Genomic DNA, 23842 nt, shown 5'->3' on the forward strand with positions numbered 1-23842 from the left:
CAAGCCTTTTTTCTTTTATGGTCGTGTCATTTGGTCATATTGAACAAGTTCGTGAATACATTTAACTAACGGGAGGCCTGTACTAAAGGAGAGGTGTTCGCATGGAAAGTGTAATCTCAATGTTACCAAAAAAAGTCGCAGAGGTTGTTCGCCGCCTACCCCCAACCATCGTAGAAGAAATGGAAGAAATTCGTTTGCGGACCTTTCGTCCTGTTGAAGTTTGTACGAGAGGGAATCCATATTTTCTTCCATATACCTTTACGGAAGAAGATGCAGAGCATTTGATCAATCGGCTTTCGAATCATTCGTTTTATACGTTAGAAGAAGAATTAAAACGAGGGTATATCACCATTGAAGGTGGTCATAGAGTAGGGTTAGCAGGGAAAGTCGTTTTAGAACAAGGAATGGTTAAAGGACTACGACAACTATCCTCATTCAATATTCGTATTGCTCGCCAAAAAATTGGAGTAGGAGAACCGCTCATCCCGTTTTTGTTTGATGGCACTTGGCGGCATACGATAATCATTGGGTCACCACAGACGGGAAAAACGACACTCCTCCGCGATTTAGCACGGATCATTTCATCAGGGTATGAACCATTTGGTATTCCCGCTATGAAAGTAGGGATTGTCGATGAACGGTCAGAAATTGCGGGCTGTTTACGCGGGATTCCCCAACTAGATTTCGGCTATCGGGTGGACGTGCTTGATGGCTGTCCAAAAGCGGAAGGAATGATGATGATGATTCGTTCTATGAGTCCCGATGTTTTAATTGTCGATGAAATCGGACGTGAGGAAGACGGGAAGGCCATTATGGAAGCGATGAATGCGGGAATTACGCTTCTGACGACAACTCATGGAAAAAATTTGGAAGATATACAAAAACGCCCGATTCTTCAGCAAATATTAAAAGAGCAGCGTTTTCAACGATTTATTGAATTAAATAGACAAAAGGGACCGGGAAGTGTTGCTCATATTCGCGGTGAAAATGGTGAATATCTTGATCGAAAAGTGAGTGTGACGTAAATGATAAAGCTCATCGGCGCTGCTTTTATTTTATTCGCGACTACTTGGGCAGGGTTTGAATCGTCAAAGCATTTTAGCGAACGGACGCGGCAGCTACGATTATTAAAAACTGCCTTACAAACATTAGAAGCTGAAATTATGTACGGCCATACACCGCTCCATGAAGCGGCGAGAAAATTAGCCAAACAACTTCCGAAGCCACTCACTTGGTTTTTTGAGTCGTTCTCTAAAAAGTTAACAACGACAGAAACAACCGTCAAAAATGCCTGGGAAGATAGTTTGAATGAAATATGGAAATGGACGCCATTTAAAGAAACGGAATACGAAATTTTACTTCAATTCGGTGAAAATTTAGGAAAGCACGATACTATGGCGCAACAAAAACAAATTTTATTAACTTTATCGCATTTAGATCGGGAGGAAGAAGAAGCTCGAGAAAAGCAGCAGCGATATGAAAAAATGGTCAAGAGCTTAGGGTTTTTAGCGGGGCTTTTACTTATCATTTTATTGATGTAACCAAGGGAGGCGTTGGAAGTGGGAATAGAGGTCGATGTGATTTTTAAAATTGCCGGTGTAGGAATTGTAGTGGCTTTTTTGCATACGATTTTAGATCAAGTAGGAAAAAAAGAATATGCCCAATGGGTGACGTTATTTGGTTTTATATACATTTTGTTTATGGTTGCCTCGATTGTTGATGACTTGTTTCAAAAAATTAAATCAGTATTTTTATTCCAGTGATAGGGGGATGTAATGGTTGAGATTATTCAAATTGTAGGAATTGCGCTTGTGGCCACGTTTTTAGCTTTAATTATTAAAGAGCAAAAACCGAATTATGCGTTTTTACTGATCGTTTTCGTAGGTTGTTCCATTTTTTTGTACTTAGTGGACCAAATATATGAAATTATTCGAATGGTGGAGCAGCTTGCGACAAGTGCAAATTTGAATCTTGTGTACGTAGAAACGATTTTAAAAATTATTGGAATTGCGTACATTGCTGAATTTGCCTCCCATATCACCAAAGATGCGGGTCAAGGAGCAATTGCAGCGAAAGTGGAATTAGCAGGAAAAATCATTATCATGGCTATGGCCGTCCCGATTATGACCGTTTTAATCGAAACGATCATTCAAATGATGCCGAAATAATGGTAGAACGAAAAGAGGTGGGAATGTTGCGACAAAGGTATCGAGTCATAATCGTTTTATGGATATGCTTGTTCCTTTCCTCAGCTCCCGTTGATGCCAAGAGTGATTCTTCACCACCTACTTCTCCATCCGAGTTAGTGACTCAACAAGTGGACGAGCTTGAATTAGATGAACTTCAGAAATATTGGCAGGAAATTATGGAGGAGTACGGTGGATTTTTGCCAGAAAGTCAAAAAGGAAGTTTAGTTGATTTTCTTAAAGGAGAAAAGAAGTTTTCATTAAAAGAATGGACCATCGGCATTCTCCACTACGTCTTTCAAGAGCTGTTAATGAATGGTAAATTACTTGGAATGCTCATTATGTTAACAATTTTTAGCGTCTTTTTACAAACTTTACAGAGTTCGTTTGAGCAAGGTTCTGTGAGTAAAACGGCGTACGCGATTGTGTTTATGGTGCTCATTATTATTGCGTTAAATAGCTTTCACGTTGCGGTCGAATATTCGATGGACGCCATTAATCAAATGATTCATTTCATTTTAGCGTTAATCCCTCTTTTATTAGCCTTAATCGTGTCTTCAGGGGGAATTGTATCCGCATCTTTTTTTCATCCTGTCATCATTTTCCTCATGAACGTGAGCGGTTTGTTTATCCAATTTATCGTGTTGCCTTTACTTTTTTTCTCTACTCTGTTAAGCGTAGTAAGTACATTGAACGACCAGTACAAAGTAACACAGTTAGCGAGTTTATTACGTAATTGGAGCATCGGATTGTTAGGCATTTTTATGACGGTGTTTTTAAGCGTTATCTCGGTGCAAGGTGTAACGACAGCTGTTAGCGATGGGATTGCCATTCGAACAATGAAATTTGTTACCGGAAATTTTGTGCCCGTGATCGGTCGGATGTTTACGGATGCAGCTGATACGGTCATTAATGCCTCGGTTCTTTTAAAAAATACAGTCGGTATTGCTGGTGTAATCATATTATTACTACTCGCGGCTTTTCCAGCTATCAAAATATTAATGATCGCCTTAATTTATAAAGTAACAGCAGCTTTATTGCAACCAGTTGGTGGTGGTCCAGTTATTCAATGTCTCGATATTATTAGTAAAAGCGTCATCTATGTTTTTGCCTCTTTAGCTATCGTCTCATTTATGTTTTTTTTAAGCTTAACCATTTTAATCGCATCCGGAAATATCACGTTAATGGTTCGATAAGGAGTGAGGAAGGTGAATTATTTTAGTGCCTGGATTACGAACATTATTTTGTTTCTATTTTTAGCGATTATTGTGGACATGCTCCTTCCAAACTCAAACATGAAAAAATACGCCAAATTTGTTGTAGGATTGCTTTTAATTATTATTATCATTCATCCGCTCATGAAGTTGTTTTCCGAAGACTTTAACGTGGAGAGTATACTTCGAGAGATTAATTGGGAGTATATGACGAGTGAAAAAGAGATGGAAAAATTAATTGAATTAAAGAAAAAAGAAATAGATGCCACGCAACGTGCATATATTTTAGAACAGATGGCTGTCCAATTACAAAAGTCTGTAGAGAAGGAGTTGATGGAGCGGTTTGAGGTAACGATATCGTCCATTGAAGTTATTCCAAAATCAGACGACTCTACCCAGCTTAATCAATGGGAAATGATTTCCATTCAACTTCAGAAAGCCAACGAATCGCAAGCAGCCTCGACAATCGAAATAGTAGAAATAAATACAGAAAGACCGTTAGAAAACGAAGTTGCGAAAACCGAAGCAATGGAAATCCAATCCTTCTTGTCCGACTACTTAGATGTACCAAAAGACATAATTCACGTTGTAGTAAAAGGAGGGGAATAAGACCAGAATGGGAGAGCAAAAAGGGCCGATTTCTTGGCTCAAAAAACTTTTGTTCCAATCGGATGAGAAGTCAAAAGGTGGTTCGAAGCTTCCTTATTTACTTATGATTTTTTTGTTTGGTATCGGGCTGCTTCTCTTTAATGAATTATTTACTGCAAATGTGGAACGAGCCCCTACGGATTCGGTATCTCCCGAATCAGGAGTAGGAGAGATGGAAGTTTTTGTAAACAAATCTTCGGATGAAGCAAAAACGATTCGCGATTACGAACAACATTATGAATCGGAACTAAAAGAAGCTCTAGAACAAATCATCGGGGTCGATGACGTCACCGTAGTCGTTAATATCGACGCTTCCGAGAAAAAAATCTTTGAGAAAAATGTATCCAAACAAGAAAAAGAAACAAAAGAGGCCGATCGAGAAGGGGGGACAAGAAACATTCGTGAATCCACAACGGACGAGCAAATGGTTTTCATACAAGAAGGAGACAAAGAAGTCCCGATTGTTCTCGAAACGAAAAAGCCGTCAATTCGTGGCGTTCTCGTAGTTGCGAAAGGGGCGGATAATATCCAGGTGAAAAAATGGATAATTGAAGCAGTAACCCGAGTGTTAGATGTACCGAGCCATCGAGTGTCGGTCATGCCTAAAAAATCGAAGGAGGAATCTTAATGTTATTAAAGAAGCAAACGGTATGGTTATTAACAATGTTAAGTCTTGTAGTCGTCTTGTCTGTTTATTACATTACGACACCTAATCCACAATCCAATATGACGACAGTTTCAGATGATCCATCTTCTGACGTAACAGATGTTTCCGATCAAGACGCTGAGGTCATTACAAATGCGGCCGGGGATGAAGTGTTTGAAGCCCTTCGCTTAGACTTACAAGACAAACGCAACGAATTACGTGAAGAATTGACCATGATTGTCGCCTCAGATGACGTATCTGCTGAAGAAAAAAATAAAGCATATGAGCAAATGCAACAACTAAATGAAATGGCTCAAAAGGAATTAATTTTAGAAACATTAATTAAATCAATGAATTATGAGGATGCACTCGTTCGAGTGGAAGGTAATAAAGTGCATATAACGGTCAAAGCGAAAGAGAGCTCTAAGGAAGCAGCAAACGAAATTTTACGACTTGTTCAATCAGAGCTTGGAAACTTACAAGTGGCATCTGTTCAATTCCAATCAGCCGAATAAAACAGAAGGCTCGTTCTATCATAGAACGAGCGTTTTTTTATTCAGCTGAACGTCGGAAAAGTGATGATAGATGATAAAAATGTAAAACACTTTATTATATTCTGAAAAAAATTATTTTTATCATTTCCATTCCATACATTGAGTATTAAAATTAAAGTATAAGAGCTTACAGTATACGGATATAATGGTATATTGAATTTTGATGAGCTATTATCGTATGATATTAGTAGTTAGTCATAAAAATTCTAAGGGGTGTCTATTAATGAAAGTACAAGAAATTCGCGAACTCATTAAGCTTGTAGATCAATCTAGCATTGATGAGTTTGTTTATGAAAATGGTGATGCAAAAATAAAAATGAAAAAACGCTTAGGAGTGACAATGGTTGAACAGGCACCAACACAAGCCGTACTAGCACCGGTTGTGCCACAACCAGTCCAACAACCAGCTCATGTTCAACCACAACCTGCTCCTGTTGAACATAAGGAACCAACTGTTGCGGAAGTGAAAGAAGAACAGAAACCATCTGTTGAAGATACAAATTTACATAAGATTACATCTCCGATGGTTGGAACATTCTATCAAGCGCCAGCCCCTGATGCGGATCCTTACGTAAAAGTAGGTTCAAAAGTTACAAAAGATACCGTTGTATGTATTGTCGAAGCGATGAAACTGTTCAACGAAATCGAAGCAGAAGTCGACGGGGAAATCGTCGAAGTGTTAGTAAAAGACGGTCAACTTGTTGAGTATGGACAACCATTATTCTTGGTGAAGCCAGAATAAGGAGAGATTTTTAGATGATAAAAAAATTACTAATCGCCAATCGAGGAGAAATTGCGGTCCGAGTGATTCGTGCGTGCCGAGAATTAGATATTGAAACGGTAGCCGTTTACTCGGAAGCTGATAAAGAAGCGCTTCATGTTCAATTAGCGGATGAAGCGTACTGTATCGGGCCAACCGCTTCGAAAGATAGTTACTTAAACTTTACAAACATTATTAGTGTAGCAAAATTAACAGGCTGTGATGCCATTCACCCAGGCTACGGATTTTTAGCTGAAAATGCTGATTTTGCTGAACTATGTAAAGAGTGTAATATTACTTTTGTTGGACCAAGTGCCGATGCAATTTCAAAAATGGGGACAAAAGATGTAGCACGTGAAACGATGCGAGCAGCAGATGTTCCGATTGTTCCAGGATCGCAAGGAATCGTAAAAGATGCCGATGAAGGATTACGTATTGCGAAAGAAATTGGCTTTCCAGTGATTATTAAAGCAACAGCTGGTGGAGGCGGAAAAGGTATTCGTGTAGCACGTAATGAACAAGAATTAATTAAAGGCATCAATATTACACAACAAGAAGCAGCTACAGCCTTTGGTAATCCAGGCGTATATTTAGAAAAATACATTGAAGATTTCCGACACGTCGAAATTCAAGTGCTAGCCGATAATTATGGAAATGTCATTCATCTAGGTGAACGAGACTGTTCGATTCAACGTCGTCTCCAAAAGCTTTTAGAAGAAACACCTTCCCCAGCATTGGATGGAGAAATGCGGGCCCAAATGGGAGAAGCGGCCGTTAAAGCAGCAAAAGCCGTGAATTATTCTGGAGCTGGAACCGTAGAATTTATATATGACCATCATAATCGAAAATTTTATTTCATGGAAATGAATACGCGCATTCAAGTGGAACATCCAGTGACGGAAATGGTAACGGGCGTCGATTTAATTAAAGAACAAATTCGTATTGCTTCAGGTGAAAAATTATCTCTGAAACAAGAAGAAGTAACATTTACTGGATGGTCAATTGAATGTCGGATCAATGCCGAAAATCCGGAGAAAAACTTTATGCCATCTCCGGGGAAAATTAATATGTACTTACCGCCAGGTGGACTCGGTGTACGTGTTGACTCCGCGGCATATCCAGGATATACTATTCCTCCGTATTATGATTCCATGATTGCCAAAGTTATCTCATACGGAGCAACTAGGGAAGAAGCTATTGCTCGTATGAAACGGGCGTTGAGTGAATTTGTTATTGACGGCGTCCATACAACCATTCCTTTCCATTTAAAATTGTTAGAACATGAAAAATTTGTTGAAGGGGACTTTAATACAAAGTTCTTGGAAAAGTATGATATTATGAAATCATAAAGGGAAGGTGGTGTAAGACATGAGCGAACATTTAAATATTATTGATGTTAACCAAGAAAGTAATGAACTTGGAAAGATTGAAATTGCTCCTGAAGTCATCGAAGTGATTGCAGGAATTGCGGCAGCAGAAGTAGATGGCGTTTCCCAAATGCGCGGTAATTTCGCAGCAGGCGTTGTCGAACGTCTTGGAAAGAAAAACCACGGGAAAGGCATTAAAGTAGAACTTTCTGATGATGGAATTAAAGTAGATGTTTATTGTATCATGAAGTTTGGAGTATCCATTCCACATGTGGCTCAGCAAATTCAAGACAATATTCGTCAAGCGTTAATAAATATGACGGCACTTGAAGTAGATGAAGTGAATGTCCACGTAGTAGGAGTTCATTTCGATCAGCCGAAAGAAAATGATTTGCAAGATGAAGTAGAGTAAACATAGAACCAAAGGCTTTTTGGGCCTTTGGTTTTTCCATTTCGCTTTTTAGCCCCCCCTTGAATGGTGAATGGAAAAACCGAACATTATGTTTAGACAGAATCAAAAATAACCGAAAATTACGAATGTTTCTCTCGTTAAATTTTATAAATTTTTCGTTTATCGGTGTGTAAACCGAACGAAAATTATGTTATTATCAACGTATATTCGTGTTTCGACAAAATTGCATAAAGGAGTACGGAAGATGAAAAGAAGAGTAGCTAGGGAAAAAGCTCTGCAAGCGTTGTTTCAAGTAGATGTGGGACAAGTAAATGCAGAAGAAGCGTTACAAAACGTCATCCAAAAGGAAAAAGCAGACGAATATTTAAAACAACTTTTATTTGGAACGGTCAATCATTTACAAGAAATTGATGAAGTCATTAAGCAACATTTAGAAAAATGGTCGTTTGATCGTTTAGCGAAAGTTGATCGGAATATATTACGATTAGCGGTTTATGAAATGAAGTATATCGAAGACGTTCCGGTTAATGTAAGTATTAACGAAGCGGTCGAGCTTGCGAAAATATTTGGTGACGAGCGCTCAAATAAATTTGTAAATGGTGTTTTATCTAAAGTAAAAGAAACGATTCATTCCAATTAATTGTTTAAACAGGGGGGCATCGAACATGACGGCAAAGTTAATTGATGGAAAACAAATTGCGAGTAAAATGAGGGAACAAATTTGTGACGAAGTCGCTCAGTTAAAGACAAAAGGAATAACACCTGGATTAGCAGTTATATTAGTTGGTAATGATCAAGCTTCGAAAACGTATGTAACAATGAAACGAAAAACGTGTGTCGAGTTGGGGATGCACTCTGTCTTAATTGAATATCCAGAAACAATTACTGAGAATGAATTATTAACGAAAATTCGAGAATTAAATCAAGATGAATCGATTCACGGGATACTCGTTCAATTACCACTGCCAAATCACATTCGTGAGGAAAAAGTTATTGAAACGATTTCACCAGATAAGGATGTTGATGGCTTTCATCCTATAAATGTAGGCAATATGGTCATTGGACAAGATGCCTTTTTACCATGCACCCCGTATGGTGTGATTCAACTGTTAAAGCACGAAAACATCTCTATTGAAGGAAAACATGTGGTTGTTATTGGACGAAGCAATATTGTCGGAAAGCCAGCTGTTCAATTGTTTATTCAAGAACACGCAACCGTTACATGTTGCCATTCACGAACAAAAAACTTATCTGAGATCACAAGACAAGCTGACATTTTAGTAAGTGCAGTTGGAAAAGCGAATTTGATTACTGCAGAAGATGTTAAAAAAGGTGCCGTTGTGATCGATGTAGGAATGAATCGTGATGAAAACGGAAAGCTTTGTGGGGATGTTGATTTTGAACAAGTTGCTCAAAAAGCTTCCTACATAACACCGGTACCAGGTGGTGTTGGGCCGATGACGATTACAATGCTCATGTATAATACGTTAAAATCGGCGAAGAGACTTCTTCACGTATAAATGTAACGTAAGCTGTCATCCCTTTAAGGATGGGCAGCTTTTTTATGTTTACAGGTGATTTTCATTAGGCAAGCGAACAAATTCCATGTACAATAAAAGTACTGTAATGAGTTCTGATAGATGTAAAGATTGCCCGTGTGCTAGAAGGGAAAAGGGGAGCGGTCATGAATAATCCAATCTATTTAACGGTAAGTGCAATTACTAAATACATCAAACGAAAATTTGATGCCGATCCACATTTAACAAACGTGTATATTAAAGGTGAAATATCTAATTTTAAACGTCATTCGAGCGGACACATGTATTTTACTTTAAAGGACGATAAAGCACGAATTTTAGCCGTGATGTTTTCTGCGTTTAATAGAAAATTAAAATTCGAACCGGAAAATGGCATGAACGTGTTAATTACAGGAGATATTACGGTGTACGAACAAGGTGGACAATATCAAATTTATGTAAAAGAGATGCAACCTGATGGTGTAGGAGAATTGTTTGTTGCCTTTGAACAATTAAAGGAAAAACTCCAAAAAGAAGGATTGTTTGCCCCAGAGCGTAAAAAGAAAATACCATCCTATCCTGAATCTATCGGAGTGATTACCTCCCCTACCGGAGCGGCCATTCGGGATATATTGACAACGATCAAAAGAAGATACCCTATTGCAAAAGTGACCATTTTTCCTGCTCTCGTACAAGGAGAACGGTCAGCACCTTCTATCGTCGAAGCTATTCGGCGAGCGAATGAATTTCCAATAGATGTTCTCATCCTTGGCAGGGGAGGTGGTTCCATCGAAGAACTTTGGGCTTTTAACGAAGAAATAGTCGCCCGAGCGATTGCTGAATCAACCATCCCAATTATTTCAGCTGTAGGGCATGAGACGGATTTCACCATTGCAGATTACGTCGCGGATTTACGGGCACCTACACCAACTGGGGCAGCAGAATTAGCGGTTCCGAATCTTGATGAGCTGATGGATAAAATTAATGTGCAGACAAATCGTCTCTTAAAAGCAATGCGGGAACGAGTGATTCAAGGAACTCATCGCCTTGAGAAGGTGAAATCTTCTTTTGTGTTTCAACAACCATATAAAATGTTTCTACCCTTTATGGAACGGTTGGATTATACACAAGAACGTTTGATTCGGGAAACGAAACAATTAATAAAAGATCATCGTATCCAATGGGAGAAATTGACCGATCGGCTAAGATACCAGCATCCGCAAATGAAAATCATGCATGCGAAAAGAGAAATAAGTCAACATCAAAAATGGTTAATCAAAAACATGGTATCTATTATCACACATCAAAAACAATTATTTCAAAAGCAGGTGGCTACACTTGATGCTCTAAGCCCACTGAAAATTATGAATAGAGGCTACAGCGTGGTGTATAACAAAGAACAAGCGATTGTGAAGCGAATAAAAGATGTTGCCAAAGGAGATCAAGTCACCATTCGGGTAACTGATGGACAAATTGAATGTACGGTACAATCAACGAAAGGAAGGGATTTCGATGAGCAACAAAAAAACGTTTGAAGAGGCGATGGAGGAACTTGAACAGATCGTCAATCAGCTAGAAAAAGGGGATGTTCCGTTAGAAGAGGCGCTTTCGATTTTTCAAAAGGGAATCGAGTTATCCCAATTATGTAACAAAAAATTAAAACATGTGGAAGAGCAGTTAGCGAAAGTCCTTACCGAAGACGGTACGTTAAAGGACTTTACAGTGGACGAGGAGGACCAACAGTGAGCGAACAAAATCTACAATCCTTTATGAGCACATATAAACCATTGATTGAACAAGAGTTAGAACAATCCATCAACCAGTTACAAGCTCCATCGATATTAAAAGAGGCAATGTTATACTCGTTACAAGCAGGGGGGAAGCGGATTCGCCCCATTCTTTTACTCGCAACTATAGAAGCTTGTGGAAAAGACCCGTCAATCGGCCTTAAAGTAGCTAGTGCTGTCGAGATGTTACATACGTATTCATTAATTCATGATGATTTGCCAAGTATGGATGACGATGATTTACGGCGCGGAAAACCGACAAATCATAAAGTATTTGGTGAAGCGTTTGCCATTTTAGCGGGTGATGCGTTATTAACGTATACGTTTCAGCATCTAGCTGATATTAATGAGCTAGAGCCAATAACTCGTGTCCAACTCATTTCCCATTTAGCAAAAGCGGCTGGTCCTGAAGGAATGGTCGGTGGTCAAGTTGCCGATTTACAAGGAGAACAAAAGCAACTGACTTTGCAAGAATTGGAGTATATTCACCTTCATAAAACAGGAAAACTCCTTGCTTTTTCAGTCATCGCAGGGGCGCTAATTGCTGGAGCAGACGAGAACTTATTACCGAAATTCGAACAATTTGCGTTCGATATTGGAATCGCTTTTCAAATTCGTGATGATATATTAGATATTGAAGGCGAAGCTGAAAAACTAGGGAAACCAATTAATAGTGATGTCCAAAAACAAAAAAGTACATATCCATCCCTTTTAACGCTAGACGGAGCCAACAAAAAGTTAATTGATCATCTACATTCTGCGAAACATTTGTTGGCAGAACTTCCGATTGATCAAGCGATTCTACTTGAAATTACCGAGTTGATTGGCAACCGTGACCATTGATAGTGTTCCTATTTGTAAGAACATTTGTTTTATGCTATAATTAGGACACATGAGTAGGGATGGTGCAGTATTCTAGTCAACCTACCAGTTCTGAAGGTGGGCCTAAAAATCCACTAAAGGGCACATCGATGAAGTTCCTTGTTCCGGCTTGGGGCGCCCAGCCTTGGGTCGGAGCTGGGAGTAAGGGTGAAGGGCGATCCACAAAGGCATGTGGGCGTTGACCCTTCATCCGCGGAGGCTCTAGATCCGAAAGGACTAGAGTATGAACCTGCGATGTGATCTGATCACGGGATCACTAGCAGCGTAGCCTGCCTTGAGTGAAGATTGAGGGGATTATGGTTATAAAAGTATTTATCAGTTGGCCATTGATAAGTACTTTTTCGTCCATATGAAATCATCTTTGCAAAAGAGGCTAGGAACTGGTTAAAGGTTGTTGAGGAAAACTCCTAGACTGTTCCATGTGGCGGACATATAAAGGGGATTACAGTGCGGACTAAGTGGCAATCCAGTCTAGCCGATGGCGACACGGCTAAAATAGATTTAAAGGGAAACCGCCAGGGTGGTGACACCCGGTATCTATTTGGGAAATCCTACTGGACCTAAGCCGCAAACTTTACCCTTTATATGACCATCCCGTAAGAGTTTGATAAAGACATGTCCGCTTAGAAAGCGGACTTATTCTATATTTAAGGTGTTTTTATACATAATTAAAGATGGTGAGACGAAAAATAATATGAAAGAATTATTAAAAACTTCCTTTAAATGGGCGATTAGTATAGCGTTCATAACTTTTATTTTGGCCGCTCTTTTTTCGATTACATCCAACTTTGTGTTAAACGGAGTGTATTGGACGACCGGTTTGTTGGTTGTCCTTCTTATTGTGTTTATTGGAATCTTTTTTGATATGATTGGCATCGCCGCGACAGCTGCCGATGAAGTACCGTTTCATGCGATGGCGTCTAAAAAAATTTACGGGTCCAAGCATGCGATTCGTCTTGTTCGCAACGCCGATCGAGTCGCAAGCTTTTGTAATGATGTTATCGGTGATATATCCGGAATTATTAGTGGGACAGCCACTGCCATTGTGATTTTTCAGTTAGCTATGGAATTACAACAGAACGGATCAAACGTTTCGGAATACGTTATTAATGTACTTTTTACGAGCGTCATTGCTTCCTTAACTGTTGGTGGAAAAGCGTTTGGGAAAACGCTTGCCATCCGCTATTCCAAAGAGATTATTTTTCGAGTAGGAAAACTGTTACAATTTTTTGAGGATAAGTTTCATATCGTTATAATTAAAGAAAAAAAACGAAAAAAATCACGGAAAAATATTCAGTAACGAAAGTGAGTGATCCGTGTGGATTTATTGTCAATTCAAAACCCTTCTTTTTTAAAAAAAATGACCAACCAGCAATTAGAACAATTAAGCGAAGAAATCCGCCATTTTTTAATTGAAAAATTATCGAAAACGGGCGGTCATATCGGACCGAATTTAGGAGTTGTAGAGCTAACGATTGCGTTGCATAAATGTTTTGACAGTCCTCAAGACAAAATTATTTGGGACGTCGGACATCAATCGTATGTCCACAAAATATTAACCGGTCGTGCAAAAGATTTCGATACGTTACGCCAATATAAAGGACTTTGTGGCTTTCCGAAACGGTCGGAAAGCGAACATGACGTATGGGAAACGGGACACAGTTCCACCTCGCTTTCCGCGGCGATGGGGATGGCGATTGCCCGGGACTTAAAGAAAGAAAAGTCGTATATCGTTCCGGTAATTGGTGACGGTGCTCTTACTGGAGGTATGGCGTTAGAAGCGTTAAACCATATTGGTCATGAAAAAAAAGATATTATTGTCATTTTAAATGATAACGAAATGTCTATAGCTCCTAACGTTGGAGCATTGCACAATATTTTAGGACGCCTCCGGACAGCTGGAAAATATAATTGGGTAAAAGATGAACTCGAATATTTACTTAAAAAAATACCAGCTGTCGGTGGTAAATTAGCATCCACTGCGGAAAGGTTAAAAGATAGCTTAAAATACTTACTCGTATCGGGGATGTTTTTCGAAGAACTTGGATTTACGTATTTAGGACCTGTTGATGGCCATTCGTTTGAAGATTTACTTGAAAATATTCAATATGCCAAAAAAGTAAAAGGACCGGTTCTTCTTCATGTGTTAACAAAAAAAGGAAAAGGTTATCACCCAGCCGAAAATGACAAACGTGGAACATGGCACGGTACCGGTCCATATAAAATTGAAACGGGTGATATTATCAAACCGGTAAACGCACCACCGGCTTGGAGTAAATTAGTAAGCGACACGGTCCAAAAGCTCGCTCGAAAAGATGATCGTATCGTTGCCATTACCCCAGCGATGCCTGTTGGCTCAAAATTAGAAGAGTTTGCAAAGGAGTTTCCTGACCGCATGTACGACGTCGGTATTGCGGAACAGCATGCGGCTACGATGGCAGCTGGTCTCGCCACTCAAGGTATGAAACCGTATTTAGCCATTTATTCGACGTTTTTACAACGGGCGTACGATCAAGTTGTTCATGATATTTGCAGGCAAAATTTAAATGTTTTTATTGGCATTGATCGCGCGGGTCTTGTTGGAGCTGATGGAGAAACGCATCAAGGGGTATATGATATCGCCTTTTTACGCCATTTGCCAAACATAGTATTAATGATGCCCAAAGATGAAAATGAAGGACAACATATGGTGTATACAGCGCTTAACTATGATGATGGACCTATTGCAATGCGTTTTCCGCGCGGAAATGGCTATGGGGTACCGCTAGATGATCAGTTGAAAGAAATTCCGATTGGTTCATGGAATGTGCTAAAAGAAGGAAATGAAGCGGTTATTTTAACATTCGGAACGACAATTCCAATGGCATTAGAAGCGAGTCATTTATTAGAAAAGCAAGGCATTTCCGTTAAGGTCGTCAACGCTCGTTTCATTAAACCAATGGATGAAGCTTTACTAACTGAAATTTTGGAACAGCAGCTCCCAATTTTAACGATTGAAGAAGCTGTTCTCCAAGGTGGATTTGGTAGTGCCGTTCTTGAATTTGCTCAAGAAAAAGGGTATCATAATGCCGTAATTCAGCGGATGGGAATTCCAGATCGCTTTATTGAACATGGAAGTGTTAAGGAACTTCTCCGTGAAGTTGGATTAACGGTTGATCATATTGTGGATAAAATTTTAACAATGACTCCAAAAAAGCAAAAAAGGGCTTAGGAAAGATGAGTGGAAAGAAAGAGAGATTAGATGTATTACTAGTTGAAAGAGGATTGTTTGAATCAAGAGAAAAAGCAAAGCGAGCCATCATGGCTGGGCTTGTTTATACGAAAGAAGAACGACTCGAAAAACCTGGAGAAAAAGTGAGTATAGATATTCCGCTTGAGATAAAAGGAAATGTCATGCCGTATGTTAGTCGAGGAGGGCTTAAACTCGAAAAAGCACTCCAAGTTTTTGATGTTGATCCAAAAGGAAAAATTATGATCGACATTGGATCTTCAACTGGTGGATTTACCGATTGTGCATTGCAAAACGGAGTAGAAATGAGCTATGCCATTGACGTTGGCTATAATCAGTTGGCATGGAAGTTACGCCAAGATTCACGCGTCAAAGTGATGGAAAGAACCAACTTCCGTTACGTCACTCCAGCTGATTTAGACGGTCCGATGCCAAACTTTGCCACCATAGACGTTTCCTTTATTTCATTAACGCTTATATTACCTGTGTTAAAACAACTACTTGTTCCTCAAAGTGATGTCATTGCATTAATTAAGCCACAGTTTGAGGCAGGAAAAGAACAAGTTGGGAAAAAAGGGATTGTGCGCGATCCGAAAGTGCATAAAGAAGTGTTAAATAAAATTTTAACGTTTGCTCAACACGAAGGCTTTTCCGTCGAAGGACTGTCATTTTCACCGATTACAGGTGGAGACGGAAACATCGAATTTCTTGCCCATCTCCGCTGGAACGGGGAAATGAGAGGAACTAGTTCAGAAAACGGATTCGATTCAACGCGTATCGAAGAAATCGTGCGTCAAGCACACGAAGAATTAAAAAAAGCGTAGTAGGTAGGGTCCAGCGTCTTGCTTGGATCCTCTTCTTATTGGAAAAAGATTCTTTTCGAAGTCGTGTACAATTAGAGGAAAATAGGCTAATATAAACGTAGAAGTATATTTATTCAACTGGACAATTTAAACACAATGAGGTGTAAAAACATGAATAAAGGTCAACGTCACATCAAAATTCGGGAAATTATCGCCAATCATGAAATTGAGACACAAGACGAATTAGTTGAGCGATTAAAAGCAGCAGGGTTTAATGTTACCCAAGCGACCGTTTCACGCGATATTAAGGAGTTACATTTAGTGAAAGTTCCGTTAAATGATGGACGTTATAAATATAGTTTGCCTGCCGACCAACGATTTAATCCTCTACAAAAACTAAAACGTGCGTTAACAGACGCCTTTGTAAAAATTGATTCGGCCGGTCACTTGCTTGTCATGAAAACGTTACCAGGAAATGCTAACGCGATTGGAGCGTTAATTGATAATTTAGACTGGGACGAAATTCTTGGAACGATTTGTGGAGACGACACTTGTTTAATTATTTGTCGGACACCGGAAGATACAAAAGTGCTTTCAGAACGGTTCTTAGACATGCTGTAATTTCGAGGTGAGCGTTGTTGCTTCAAGAATTATCCATCAAAAACTTTGCCATTATTGATGCATTGGCTATTACATTTGAGAAGGGTTTGACGGTGCTAACAGGTGAAACAGGTGCCGGTAAGTCCATTATAATTGATGCCATTCATTTGCTTGTTGGAGGACGAGGTTCTTCTGAATTTGTTCGTTATGGAGAAAAAAAGGCCGAAATTGAAGGCTTATTTTGGTTAGATGATGAAGAGCATCCTTGCTACAAGAAATTAAACGAATTTGGTTTAGAAGCTGAAGATGGAATGGTCATTCTTCGACGAGAAATTTCAGCTCAAGGTAAAAGCGTCTGTCGAGTAAACGGAAAGTTAGTCACGATTTCAACATTACGTGAAATTGGCGCTACCCTTGTAGATATTCATGGACAACATGAACATCAAGAATTAATGAATGAGGCGATGCATATCCATTTGCTCGACCAATTCGGCTATGAAGAAATATTCCCAGCGTGGAAGCGTTACGAAGAAATTTATCAACGCTACGAACAGACGAAAAAGAAGCTTGCTTCCTTAACCGAAAATGAGCAACAAATGGCCCATCGCCTTGATTTAATTCAATTTCAATGGAATGAGATACAAAACGCCCAATTACAACTTCATGAAGATGAAGAATTACTAGAAGAAAAAAAGCGTTTGATGAACTTTGAAAAGTTACATGAAGCATTGCAAACAAGTACCGAAGCGTTGCTTGGGGAACAAAAAGGAATCGATTGGATTGGCTTAGCGATGAGTCACCTAGAAACAGCTGCAGAAATTGATGCCCAATATGAATCACTATTCGAATCCGTTTCAAATTGTTTTTACATGCTTGAAGATGCGGCGAGGGAATTGAGTGGACAAAAAGATTTACTGGAATTTGATGAAGAGCGAATTAATTATATTGAATCCCGTTTAAATGATATAAACCAATTAAAGCGTAAATACGGACCAACGATTGAAGATATTTTAGAATATGGTGCGAAAATTGAGGAAGAAATTGAAACCATTACGAATAGAGAAACGCATATTGAGGAAATTAAAAAAGAACTCGTTCAATTAGAAGAAGATCTGTTACTTGAAGCACGACATTTAAGTCATTTACGTCAAAAATGGGCTGAAATTTTAACCAATCATATTCATCAAGAGTTAAAGCAGTTATATATGGAGAAAACTGTATTTAATGTAACGTTTCATCCATGGGACGAAACATCTTTTACAAAATTAGGGATAGACGATGTTGAGTTTTACATATCCACCAACCCTGGTGAGCCGTTAAAACCTTTATCAAAGGTGGCTTCTGGCGGAGAATTATCACGCATTATGCTTGCTTTAAAAACCATTTTCTCCAAACACCAAGGGGTCACTTCAATTATTTTTGACGAAGTGGATACAGGAGTAAGTGGAAGAGTAGCCCAAGCGATTGCTGAAAAAATTCATCAAGTTTCTGTTCATTCCCAAGTGCTTTGTATTTCTCATTTACCACAAGTCGCTGCTATGGCTGATACCCATTTATTTATATCAAAGGAAACGAAAGATGGACGAACATTTACCTCGGTTCAGCCATTGCATGGGGACGAAAGAATTAAAGAAATCGGTCGGATGATTTCCGGAGTTGAAATAACGGATGTCACGAAACAACATGCCAAAGAACTGCTTGATCAAGCAGTTGCATTGAAAGAGAAATAACAGATAACCATCCACATCTGTTTTTAGATGTGGATGGTTTTTATATTCCATTTTTTTACTACTGTCCTGTTATTCTTAACCAATTAGGGGAGCTTTTTTCAAGTCCATCTAGTTATAATAATAACTTTTCCGGGCTAAATTAATATTGTAGCCATCAGTTGTAGTGTGATGTGGACTAGAAGCGAGGAGAGTGAAAAAGTTGAATTGGGATGTCATACGAAAAGTGATTGGTGGAATTCTCCTTGTTTCTTTTAGTGTGATTGGTTTTTTGAAGCCTGTACAACAATATTTAAGCATTCCTCATAATATCACCATGTTTGAAGGTCAAGAATATACCCTTCCATTATCGAAGCCTGTTTCCACAGAAATGGCAAATAAAACGAACAGCATGACCGTTCACAATAATGATCACGTAACCACGATTAAAGGGACGAAACATGGACAAGAAGAGATCATTTTTGAACTTGCAGGATTTCCAATTAAAAAAGTAAATGTTGAAGTTCTAAAAGATTTTAAAGTCATTCCAGGGGGACAGTCCATTGGGGTGAAATTAAATAGCCTCGGTGTTCTTGTTGTCGGTCATCACTTAGTTGAAGGAGAACATGGGAAAATATCTCCAGGCGAAACAGCAGGAATTAAAGTCGGTGATATCATTACCGAAATTAATGGAAAGAAAATCGAAAACATGTCGGAAGTCGCTTCATTCGTTCAAGACGCTGGCACCAGCGGGAAAGTATTACAAATAGGCATTCAACGGAATCAAAAGAAAATTTCAACCGAAGTCTCCCCGGTGAAAGATCAAAAAGACGAAACGTATAAATTAGGGTTGTATATACGAGATTCAGCGGCAGGTATCGGGACGATGACGTTTTATGAACCGAAAACGAAAAAATATGGTGCTTTAGGACATGTCATATCAGATATGGATACAAAAAAACCGATTATCGTAAAAGATGGTCAAATTGTACGATCAACGGTCACGTCCATTGAAAAAGGAATCAACGGAAACCCTGGTGAAAAGTTAGCGAAATTTTCTACGGACAGAGAAATTATTGGGAATATCCAACGCAATAGTCCGTTCGGAATTTTTGGGACCTTAGAAACCACGTTAAAAAACGGGATATTAGACAAACCAATTCCGATCGCATTATCGCATGAAGTAAAAAAAGGAAAAGCGAAAATTTTAACGGTTGTCGATGGGGATGAAGTAGAAGAGTACGAAATCGAAATTGTCAGCACAATTCCACAAAAATTCCCTGCCGTTAAAGGAATGGTCATTAAAATAACCGATCCGAAATTATTAGAAAAAACGGGTGGTATTGTTCAAGGAATGAGTGGTAGTCCGATCATTCAAGATGGAAAGTTAATTGGGGCAGTTACCCATGTATTTGTCAATGACCCAACATCTGGTTATGGAGTTCATATTGAATGGATGTTAAATGAAGCAGGAATCGATATTTACGAAAAAGTAGATCAAGCAGGATAACAGGCGAGAGGTTCGCCTGTTTCTCTTTTCATCGTTCTTTGTTACAATAGATGTAAAGATTTTTCGACATTAACAAAATATAAAGGCTTGACGTCGAATTGTGATGAAAAAACAAGAAAAATAATGATGAATGAAATTAGGATTCATAAAAGGGATTTATGAACATTTGTCGAATTTTTTCTTAGAAAAGAACTCATATCCATAGATAATAAAGAACGATTGAATTTGAGGAGGAAATCCAGTGAAGAAATTAAAAGTGTGCGTGGTTGATGATAATCGGGAACTTGTTGCACTATTGGAAGAATATTTGTCTTCCCAAAAAGATATGGAAGTGGTAGGGACCGCCTACAATGGTCAAGATTGCTTGAATTTGTTAGAACAAACGAATCCAGACGTCTTAGTTTTGGATATTATTATGCCACATTTAGATGGTCTAGCCGTCTTAGAAAAAATACGTGAACTGGATACGCCAATGCCTTATGTCATTATGCTTACCGCGTTCGGCCAAGAAGATGTGACAAAGAAAGCGGTTGAATTAGGGGCATCTTACTTTATTTTAAAACCATTTGATATGGAAAGCTTAGCGAACCATATTCGTCAAGTGAGCAACAAATCGAGTAACGTATTAAAAAAATCAACCCCATCAACTATCAGATCCTCTTCGGAAGAAAAACCAAAAAATTTGGATGCAAGTATTACAAGTATTATTCACGAAATTGGTGTACCGGCACATATTAAAGGCTATTTATACTTACGTGAAGCGATTTCCATGGTGTATAACGACATTGAGCTATTAGGTTCTATTACGAAAGTGTTGTATCCAGATATCGCGAAAAAATACAATACAACTGCCAGCCGTGTCGAACGGGCTATTCGTCATGCCATTGAAGTTGCCTGGAGCCGAGGTAACATCGAATCGATTTCTTCCTTATTTGGCTACACCGTCAGCATGTCCAAAGCAAAACCAACAAACAGCGAATTCATCGCGATGGTCGCTGATAAATTACGCTTGGAGCATCGGGCCTCATAAGAGGTTGATGAATAAGGATTTAGCTGTAAAGGCAAAACCAACTAATTCTGATAAACTGAACTAAAAACTCGGATTTTAAACCAATAAACTTTTTCCATCTCACCCAATAAATCGAATGATTTATTGGGTATTTCTTTTTTTGAGATGGGGAGGTTAAATCATGAAACTAAGCGAATTAGACTTTTATTTACAGGATTTTTTGTTGTATTGCCAAAGCAAAAACTTATCACTAAAAACGCTGTCATCATATGAACAATCATTAAAGCTGTTTATCGCTTATTTAAAAAACGAACACGGGATTGAAGAAGTGGATGCTGTTCGTACAAGACATATAAGACAGTACATTGCTTACCTTCAAGAAAGAGGAAAATATACGGTAGTCAATAGGGAAGCATCGAAGTTAATTAATCGACCTGAGAACCGAAGAGACTACAAAAAGAGAATATCCAATGTCACTATTAATAATTACATTCGAAACATTAAAGTGTTCTTTAACTGATTGCATGAAGAAGGAGAAATTCATAAGAACCCTGTGGACAAAATCAAACAGATTAAAACGGAAAGAAAGCAAAAAGCGGGAATTAGCCAAGAGGAATTTAATTTGTTGCTTAGTCAATTTGATTACACAACGTTTCATGGGTATAGAAACAAAGTCATTACCATGCTGTTACAGGATACGGGAATGAGAATTGGTGAATGTCTCGCTTTAACGGTTGATGATATTGATTTTAAGCATCGAATGATATTAGTGAAAAAAACAAAAGGGCGAAAAGAGCGATATGTGTATTTTTCACAGGTAATGGCGAGGGAATTAAAGCATTACATACGATTTAAGGATAGATATACAGATACAGAACTGCTGTTTCCAACCACCCGAAACACTCCGCTTACTGTACATTCGTTTGAAAAGCAACTAAGACAAGCGGGAGAGCGAATAGGATTGTCTATTCATCCACATCAAATACGAAACAATTTTGCAAGGCAGTATTTGCTAAATGGTGGAGACTTTTATACGTTGAGTAGAATATTAGGCCACAGTTCTGTTAAAGTAACGGAACAGGCTTATATGGATTTAACAAGAGAGGAAATTGCGAAGAAATATCAGCAGCATAGCCCTTTGGCTAAATAGAGAATTAAATAGGTAAACTTGTTTACAATAACATACAATAACAGTAACTATTTCCTGTTTTTGTCCTTTGTGATATTATTAAGTTGGGCAGTTATATAGAGCAGATAAAATAAAGTCGGAGTAGTTGCCACCTACCCCGACTGACAGCCAATAGGCAAAGCGAGAGTAAGCAAAAGTGAAAATTCCCTGCTTCACCGTTCAAAGTTTCGGCAGGGCGAACCACCATTAATCTTTCTTTTTAATGATGGCGACAACTATTGTGACGATTGTAGCAATTAGCGTTACTACAAACGTCATTGCAGTAAACACTAATTATAGTGTTTCGAATAATCGTCTGCTCTAGATAGCTTACCCTTTTTAATATTACACAAATTGAAATAAAACATTGAAGCAATTTTGCAAGGCAGTATTTGCTTAACGATGGGGATTTTTTACGTTGAGCAGGATACTAGAGCATAGCTATGTAAAGGCATATGGACTTAACAAGAAAAAAGAGACTTAGACAAGCTTAAATAATAAGTTTCGAAGGAAGCGCATGGGATTTAATCCAAATTTGAAGCAAGGGCAAGTTTTAACGAATACTGAAATCAGCTTTATTTTTAAATGCTCTACTCAAGGTGGGATGAGGCGCTTAAGACAAACACTTTAGTCATAATTTCCGACCATACTAAATCGCTTTACGAAGACCGATGGGAAGGAGATATTTTTCATTATACAGGAATGGGAAGAGTTGGTGACCAAAGCCTGTCGTTTGCTCAAAACAAAACATTAGCTGAATCAAACACTAACGGAGTAGATGTTTTCCTCTTCGAAGTATTTAAACCAAAAGAGTACGTTTTCATAGGGAAAATGATACTTGCTTCAGAACCTTATCAAGAACAGCAACTTGATGATGAAGGAAATATATGAACTGTATGGGTTTTTCCGTTAAAATTTGATAATGGATTTAAGTCCTATTCTTTACCAAAGGAGCTAATACAGGCCAAAGAAACTGCTAGGGAAAAAATAGCTAAAAAACTGAGTGATGAAGAACTAGCAAAACGAGCGAAACATGCGAGTAGGAAATCAAAAAGTAGAAAAGTTACAACAAAAACATATGAAAGAGATGCTTATGTTTCTGAGTATGCAAAAAGATGGGCGAACGGCATTTGCCAACTTTGTGAACAGCTTGCCCCTTTCTGTGGTTCTGTGAAGTGCGGCATGGTTGGTTAATGGGTGCGATACTTAAAAATTGGCTTTATAATTATCTAAAATGGAATGTTTGTTTGGAGGGATTAATACATGAAGCACATATGCTCCATCGATAAACGAAAGAAGGAAGTCATGGATTTATTGGAGAAACTTAACTTACAGTCTGAATACATAAAGGAAAACGAGATTAAGATATTCGGCAAAGCCGACATCTATGGAAAGTTCCTTGAAACAGGACATTTTTATATGGAAAAACAAAGTAAACGTTTAAATAGAAGAGTCCATAAATGGACATGCGCAGGTATGCAAGCTATTGAGTCGTATTTGAGACAGCATGCACTAAACTTACCACGCAGACCTTCAACTCCTATGGAATAAATCTTCCATCATCTTTTGTGTTGCGTAAGCAAGCATGTTTGGCTAATGAGAAACGATAGTTGAATAAAGAGTAACTAAAAATTCACATGAATATATTCAACAGTAGTATATAAAGTGGGATAGGAAGAATATATTCAAGCTCTAAGTAAGATAATTGCATGTTGTAATCTAGCTAATGAGGATGGTGTATAAATAAATATTTTAAAAAAATATTGACAAGAATTTTTCATATTTATTGGAATAAAGCTTGTCTCAATTACTTAGGTACCGTCAAGAATTTTGTGTAAGGTTCT

24 protein-coding genes and 1 pseudogene are annotated in these 23842 nt (G+C 38.5%); all 25 read left to right on the forward strand.

Annotated elements, in window-relative coordinates:
• Positions 1-101: 101 nt before the first annotated feature.
• The 25 genes and pseudogenes from spoIIIAA to ABES52_RS16895 all read left to right on the forward strand — a co-directional run bounded on the left by spoIIIAA (position 102) and on the right by ABES52_RS16895 (position 22889).
• On the forward strand, positions 102-1025 hold the full coding sequence (spoIIIAA, locus tag ABES52_RS07890) for a stage III sporulation protein AA (protein WP_429650600.1): 924 nt from the start codon (positions 102-104) through the stop codon (positions 1023-1025).
• Positions 1026-1541, forward strand: coding sequence for a stage III sporulation protein SpoIIIAB (gene spoIIIAB / locus ABES52_RS07895; protein WP_429650601.1), 516 nt, complete (start codon positions 1026-1028; stop codon positions 1539-1541).
• 18 nt (positions 1542-1559) lie between these two features.
• Positions 1560-1763, forward strand: a complete 204-nt coding sequence (spoIIIAC, locus tag ABES52_RS07900) for a stage III sporulation protein AC (RefSeq protein WP_429650602.1) — start codon at positions 1560-1562, stop codon at positions 1761-1763.
• A gap of 12 nt (positions 1764-1775) precedes the next feature.
• Entirely contained in the window at positions 1776-2168 is a 393-nt protein-coding gene (gene spoIIIAD, locus ABES52_RS07905) for a stage III sporulation protein AD (RefSeq protein WP_429650603.1), read from the forward strand.
• Between the two features lie 23 nt (positions 2169-2191).
• Positions 2192-3382 carry a stage III sporulation protein AE gene (spoIIIAE, locus tag ABES52_RS07910; protein ID WP_429650604.1) on the forward strand — a complete coding sequence of 397 codons (1191 nt, stop codon included), beginning with the start codon at positions 2192-2194 and terminating at the stop codon, positions 3380-3382.
• Between the two features lie 12 nt (positions 3383-3394).
• Entirely contained in the window at positions 3395-4009 is a 615-nt protein-coding gene (gene spoIIIAF / locus ABES52_RS07915; RefSeq protein WP_429650605.1) for a stage III sporulation protein AF, read from the forward strand.
• A 7-nt stretch (positions 4010-4016) separates the two neighbouring features.
• Positions 4017-4676, forward strand: a complete 660-nt coding sequence (gene spoIIIAG, locus ABES52_RS07920) for a stage III sporulation protein AG (protein WP_429650606.1) — start codon at positions 4017-4019, stop codon at positions 4674-4676.
• Positions 4676-5209: a SpoIIIAH-like family protein gene (locus tag ABES52_RS07925; RefSeq protein ID WP_429650607.1), complete on the forward strand. Its 534-nt coding sequence runs from the start codon at positions 4676-4678 to the stop codon at positions 5207-5209. Before spoIIIAG ends, ABES52_RS07925 begins: the two co-directional genes overlap by 1 nt.
• Before the next feature lie 262 nt (positions 5210-5471).
• Positions 5472-5990: an acetyl-CoA carboxylase biotin carboxyl carrier protein gene (gene accB, locus ABES52_RS07930; RefSeq protein WP_429650608.1), complete on the forward strand. Its 519-nt coding sequence runs from the start codon at positions 5472-5474 to the stop codon at positions 5988-5990.
• Between the two features lie 14 nt (positions 5991-6004).
• Positions 6005-7357: an acetyl-CoA carboxylase biotin carboxylase subunit gene (accC, locus tag ABES52_RS07935; protein WP_429650609.1), complete on the forward strand. Its 1353-nt coding sequence runs from the start codon at positions 6005-6007 to the stop codon at positions 7355-7357.
• 19 nt (positions 7358-7376) lie between these two features.
• Complete coding sequence (locus tag ABES52_RS07940; RefSeq protein WP_429650610.1) at positions 7377-7787, forward strand: Asp23/Gls24 family envelope stress response protein; 411 nt, start codon at positions 7377-7379, stop codon at positions 7785-7787.
• Between the two features lie 244 nt (positions 7788-8031).
• On the forward strand, positions 8032-8427 hold the full coding sequence (nusB, locus tag ABES52_RS07945) for a transcription antitermination factor NusB (protein ID WP_429650611.1): 396 nt from the start codon (positions 8032-8034) through the stop codon (positions 8425-8427).
• A 25-nt stretch (positions 8428-8452) separates the two neighbouring features.
• Positions 8453-9307 carry a bifunctional methylenetetrahydrofolate dehydrogenase/methenyltetrahydrofolate cyclohydrolase FolD gene (gene folD / locus ABES52_RS07950; protein ID WP_429650612.1) on the forward strand — a complete coding sequence of 285 codons (855 nt, stop codon included), beginning with the start codon at positions 8453-8455 and terminating at the stop codon, positions 9305-9307.
• A gap of 164 nt (positions 9308-9471) precedes the next feature.
• Complete coding sequence (gene xseA / locus ABES52_RS07955; RefSeq protein WP_429650613.1) at positions 9472-10839, forward strand: exodeoxyribonuclease VII large subunit; 1368 nt, start codon at positions 9472-9474, stop codon at positions 10837-10839.
• Positions 10817-11050, forward strand: a complete 234-nt coding sequence (locus tag ABES52_RS07960) for an exodeoxyribonuclease VII small subunit (RefSeq protein WP_429650614.1) — start codon at positions 10817-10819, stop codon at positions 11048-11050. Before xseA ends, ABES52_RS07960 begins: the two co-directional genes overlap by 23 nt.
• Positions 11051-11073: 23 nt before the next feature.
• Complete coding sequence (locus ABES52_RS07965) at positions 11074-11934, forward strand: polyprenyl synthetase family protein (protein WP_429650734.1); 861 nt, start codon at positions 11074-11076, stop codon at positions 11932-11934.
• Between the two features lie 733 nt (positions 11935-12667).
• On the forward strand, positions 12668-13273 hold the full coding sequence (locus tag ABES52_RS07970) for a CNNM metal transporter family protein (RefSeq protein WP_429650615.1): 606 nt from the start codon (positions 12668-12670) through the stop codon (positions 13271-13273).
• 18 nt (positions 13274-13291) lie between these two features.
• On the forward strand, positions 13292-15184 hold the full coding sequence (dxs, locus tag ABES52_RS07975) for a 1-deoxy-D-xylulose-5-phosphate synthase (RefSeq protein ID WP_429650616.1): 1893 nt from the start codon (positions 13292-13294) through the stop codon (positions 15182-15184).
• Positions 15185-15189: 5 nt separating this feature from the next.
• Positions 15190-16026: a TlyA family RNA methyltransferase gene (locus ABES52_RS07980; protein ID WP_429650617.1), complete on the forward strand. Its 837-nt coding sequence runs from the start codon at positions 15190-15192 to the stop codon at positions 16024-16026.
• Between the two features lie 150 nt (positions 16027-16176).
• Positions 16177-16626, forward strand: coding sequence for a transcriptional regulator AhrC/ArgR (ahrC, locus tag ABES52_RS07985; RefSeq protein WP_429650618.1), 450 nt, complete (start codon positions 16177-16179; stop codon positions 16624-16626).
• Between the two features lie 17 nt (positions 16627-16643).
• Positions 16644-18335 (forward strand): DNA repair protein RecN, encoded by a 1692-nt coding sequence (gene recN, locus ABES52_RS07990; RefSeq protein ID WP_429650619.1) that lies wholly within the window; start codon positions 16644-16646, stop codon positions 18333-18335.
• A gap of 199 nt (positions 18336-18534) precedes the next feature.
• Positions 18535-19821 (forward strand): SpoIVB peptidase, encoded by a 1287-nt coding sequence (gene spoIVB, locus ABES52_RS07995; RefSeq protein WP_429650620.1) that lies wholly within the window; start codon positions 18535-18537, stop codon positions 19819-19821.
• 241 nt (positions 19822-20062) lie between these two features.
• Positions 20063-20851 (forward strand): sporulation transcription factor Spo0A, encoded by a 789-nt coding sequence (spo0A, locus tag ABES52_RS08000; RefSeq protein ID WP_429650621.1) that lies wholly within the window; start codon positions 20063-20065, stop codon positions 20849-20851.
• Positions 20852-21011: 160 nt separating this feature from the next.
• A pseudogene (locus ABES52_RS08005) lies at positions 21012-21980 on the forward strand (tyrosine-type recombinase/integrase).
• 603 nt (positions 21981-22583) lie between these two features.
• A complete protein-coding gene (locus ABES52_RS16895; RefSeq protein ID WP_488168056.1) occupies positions 22584-22889 on the forward strand; it encodes an SRA domain-containing endonuclease in 306 nt (101 codons plus the stop codon).
• The last annotated feature ends 953 nt before the right edge of the window (positions 22890-23842 follow it).

The sequence above is a fragment of the Aeribacillus pallidus genome (assembly GCF_050478865.1).
In the GTDB taxonomy this organism is placed as follows: Bacteria; Bacillota; Bacilli; order Bacillales; family JACDOC01; genus JACDOC01.

Excerpts from the sequence above, each read along its gene's own strand:
- spoIIIAA (WP_429650600.1), top strand. The coding sequence starts at position 102 with ATGGAAAGTGTAATCTCAATGTTACCAAAAAAAGTCGCAGAGGTTGTT.
- spoIIIAB (WP_429650601.1), top strand. The coding sequence starts at position 1,026 with ATGATAAAGCTCATCGGCGCTGCTTTTATTTTATTCGCGACTACTTGG.
- spoIIIAD (WP_429650603.1), top strand. The coding sequence starts at position 1,776 with ATGGTTGAGATTATTCAAATTGTAGGAATTGCGCTTGTGGCCACGTTT.
- spoIIIAE (WP_429650604.1), top strand. The coding sequence starts at position 2,192 with ATGTTGCGACAAAGGTATCGAGTCATAATCGTTTTATGGATATGCTTG.
- spoIIIAG (WP_429650606.1), top strand. The coding sequence starts at position 4,017 with ATGGGAGAGCAAAAAGGGCCGATTTCTTGGCTCAAAAAACTTTTGTTC.
- ABES52_RS07925 (WP_429650607.1), top strand. The coding sequence starts at position 4,676 with ATGTTATTAAAGAAGCAAACGGTATGGTTATTAACAATGTTAAGTCTT.
- accB (WP_429650608.1), top strand. The coding sequence starts at position 5,472 with ATGAAAGTACAAGAAATTCGCGAACTCATTAAGCTTGTAGATCAATCT.
- accC (WP_429650609.1), top strand. The coding sequence starts at position 6,005 with ATGATAAAAAAATTACTAATCGCCAATCGAGGAGAAATTGCGGTCCGA.
- ABES52_RS07940 (WP_429650610.1), top strand. The coding sequence starts at position 7,377 with ATGAGCGAACATTTAAATATTATTGATGTTAACCAAGAAAGTAATGAA.
- nusB (WP_429650611.1), top strand. The coding sequence starts at position 8,032 with ATGAAAAGAAGAGTAGCTAGGGAAAAAGCTCTGCAAGCGTTGTTTCAA.
- folD (WP_429650612.1), top strand. The coding sequence starts at position 8,453 with ATGACGGCAAAGTTAATTGATGGAAAACAAATTGCGAGTAAAATGAGG.
- xseA (WP_429650613.1), top strand. The coding sequence starts at position 9,472 with ATGAATAATCCAATCTATTTAACGGTAAGTGCAATTACTAAATACATC.
- ABES52_RS07960 (WP_429650614.1), top strand. The coding sequence starts at position 10,817 with ATGAGCAACAAAAAAACGTTTGAAGAGGCGATGGAGGAACTTGAACAG.
- ABES52_RS07965 (WP_429650734.1), top strand. The coding sequence starts at position 11,074 with ATGAGCACATATAAACCATTGATTGAACAAGAGTTAGAACAATCCATC.
- ABES52_RS07970 (WP_429650615.1), top strand. The coding sequence starts at position 12,668 with ATGAAAGAATTATTAAAAACTTCCTTTAAATGGGCGATTAGTATAGCG.
- ABES52_RS07980 (WP_429650617.1), top strand. The coding sequence starts at position 15,190 with ATGAGTGGAAAGAAAGAGAGATTAGATGTATTACTAGTTGAAAGAGGA.
- ahrC (WP_429650618.1), top strand. The coding sequence starts at position 16,177 with ATGAATAAAGGTCAACGTCACATCAAAATTCGGGAAATTATCGCCAAT.
- ABES52_RS16895 (WP_488168056.1), top strand. The coding sequence starts at position 22,584 with ATGCTCTACTCAAGGTGGGATGAGGCGCTTAAGACAAACACTTTAGTC.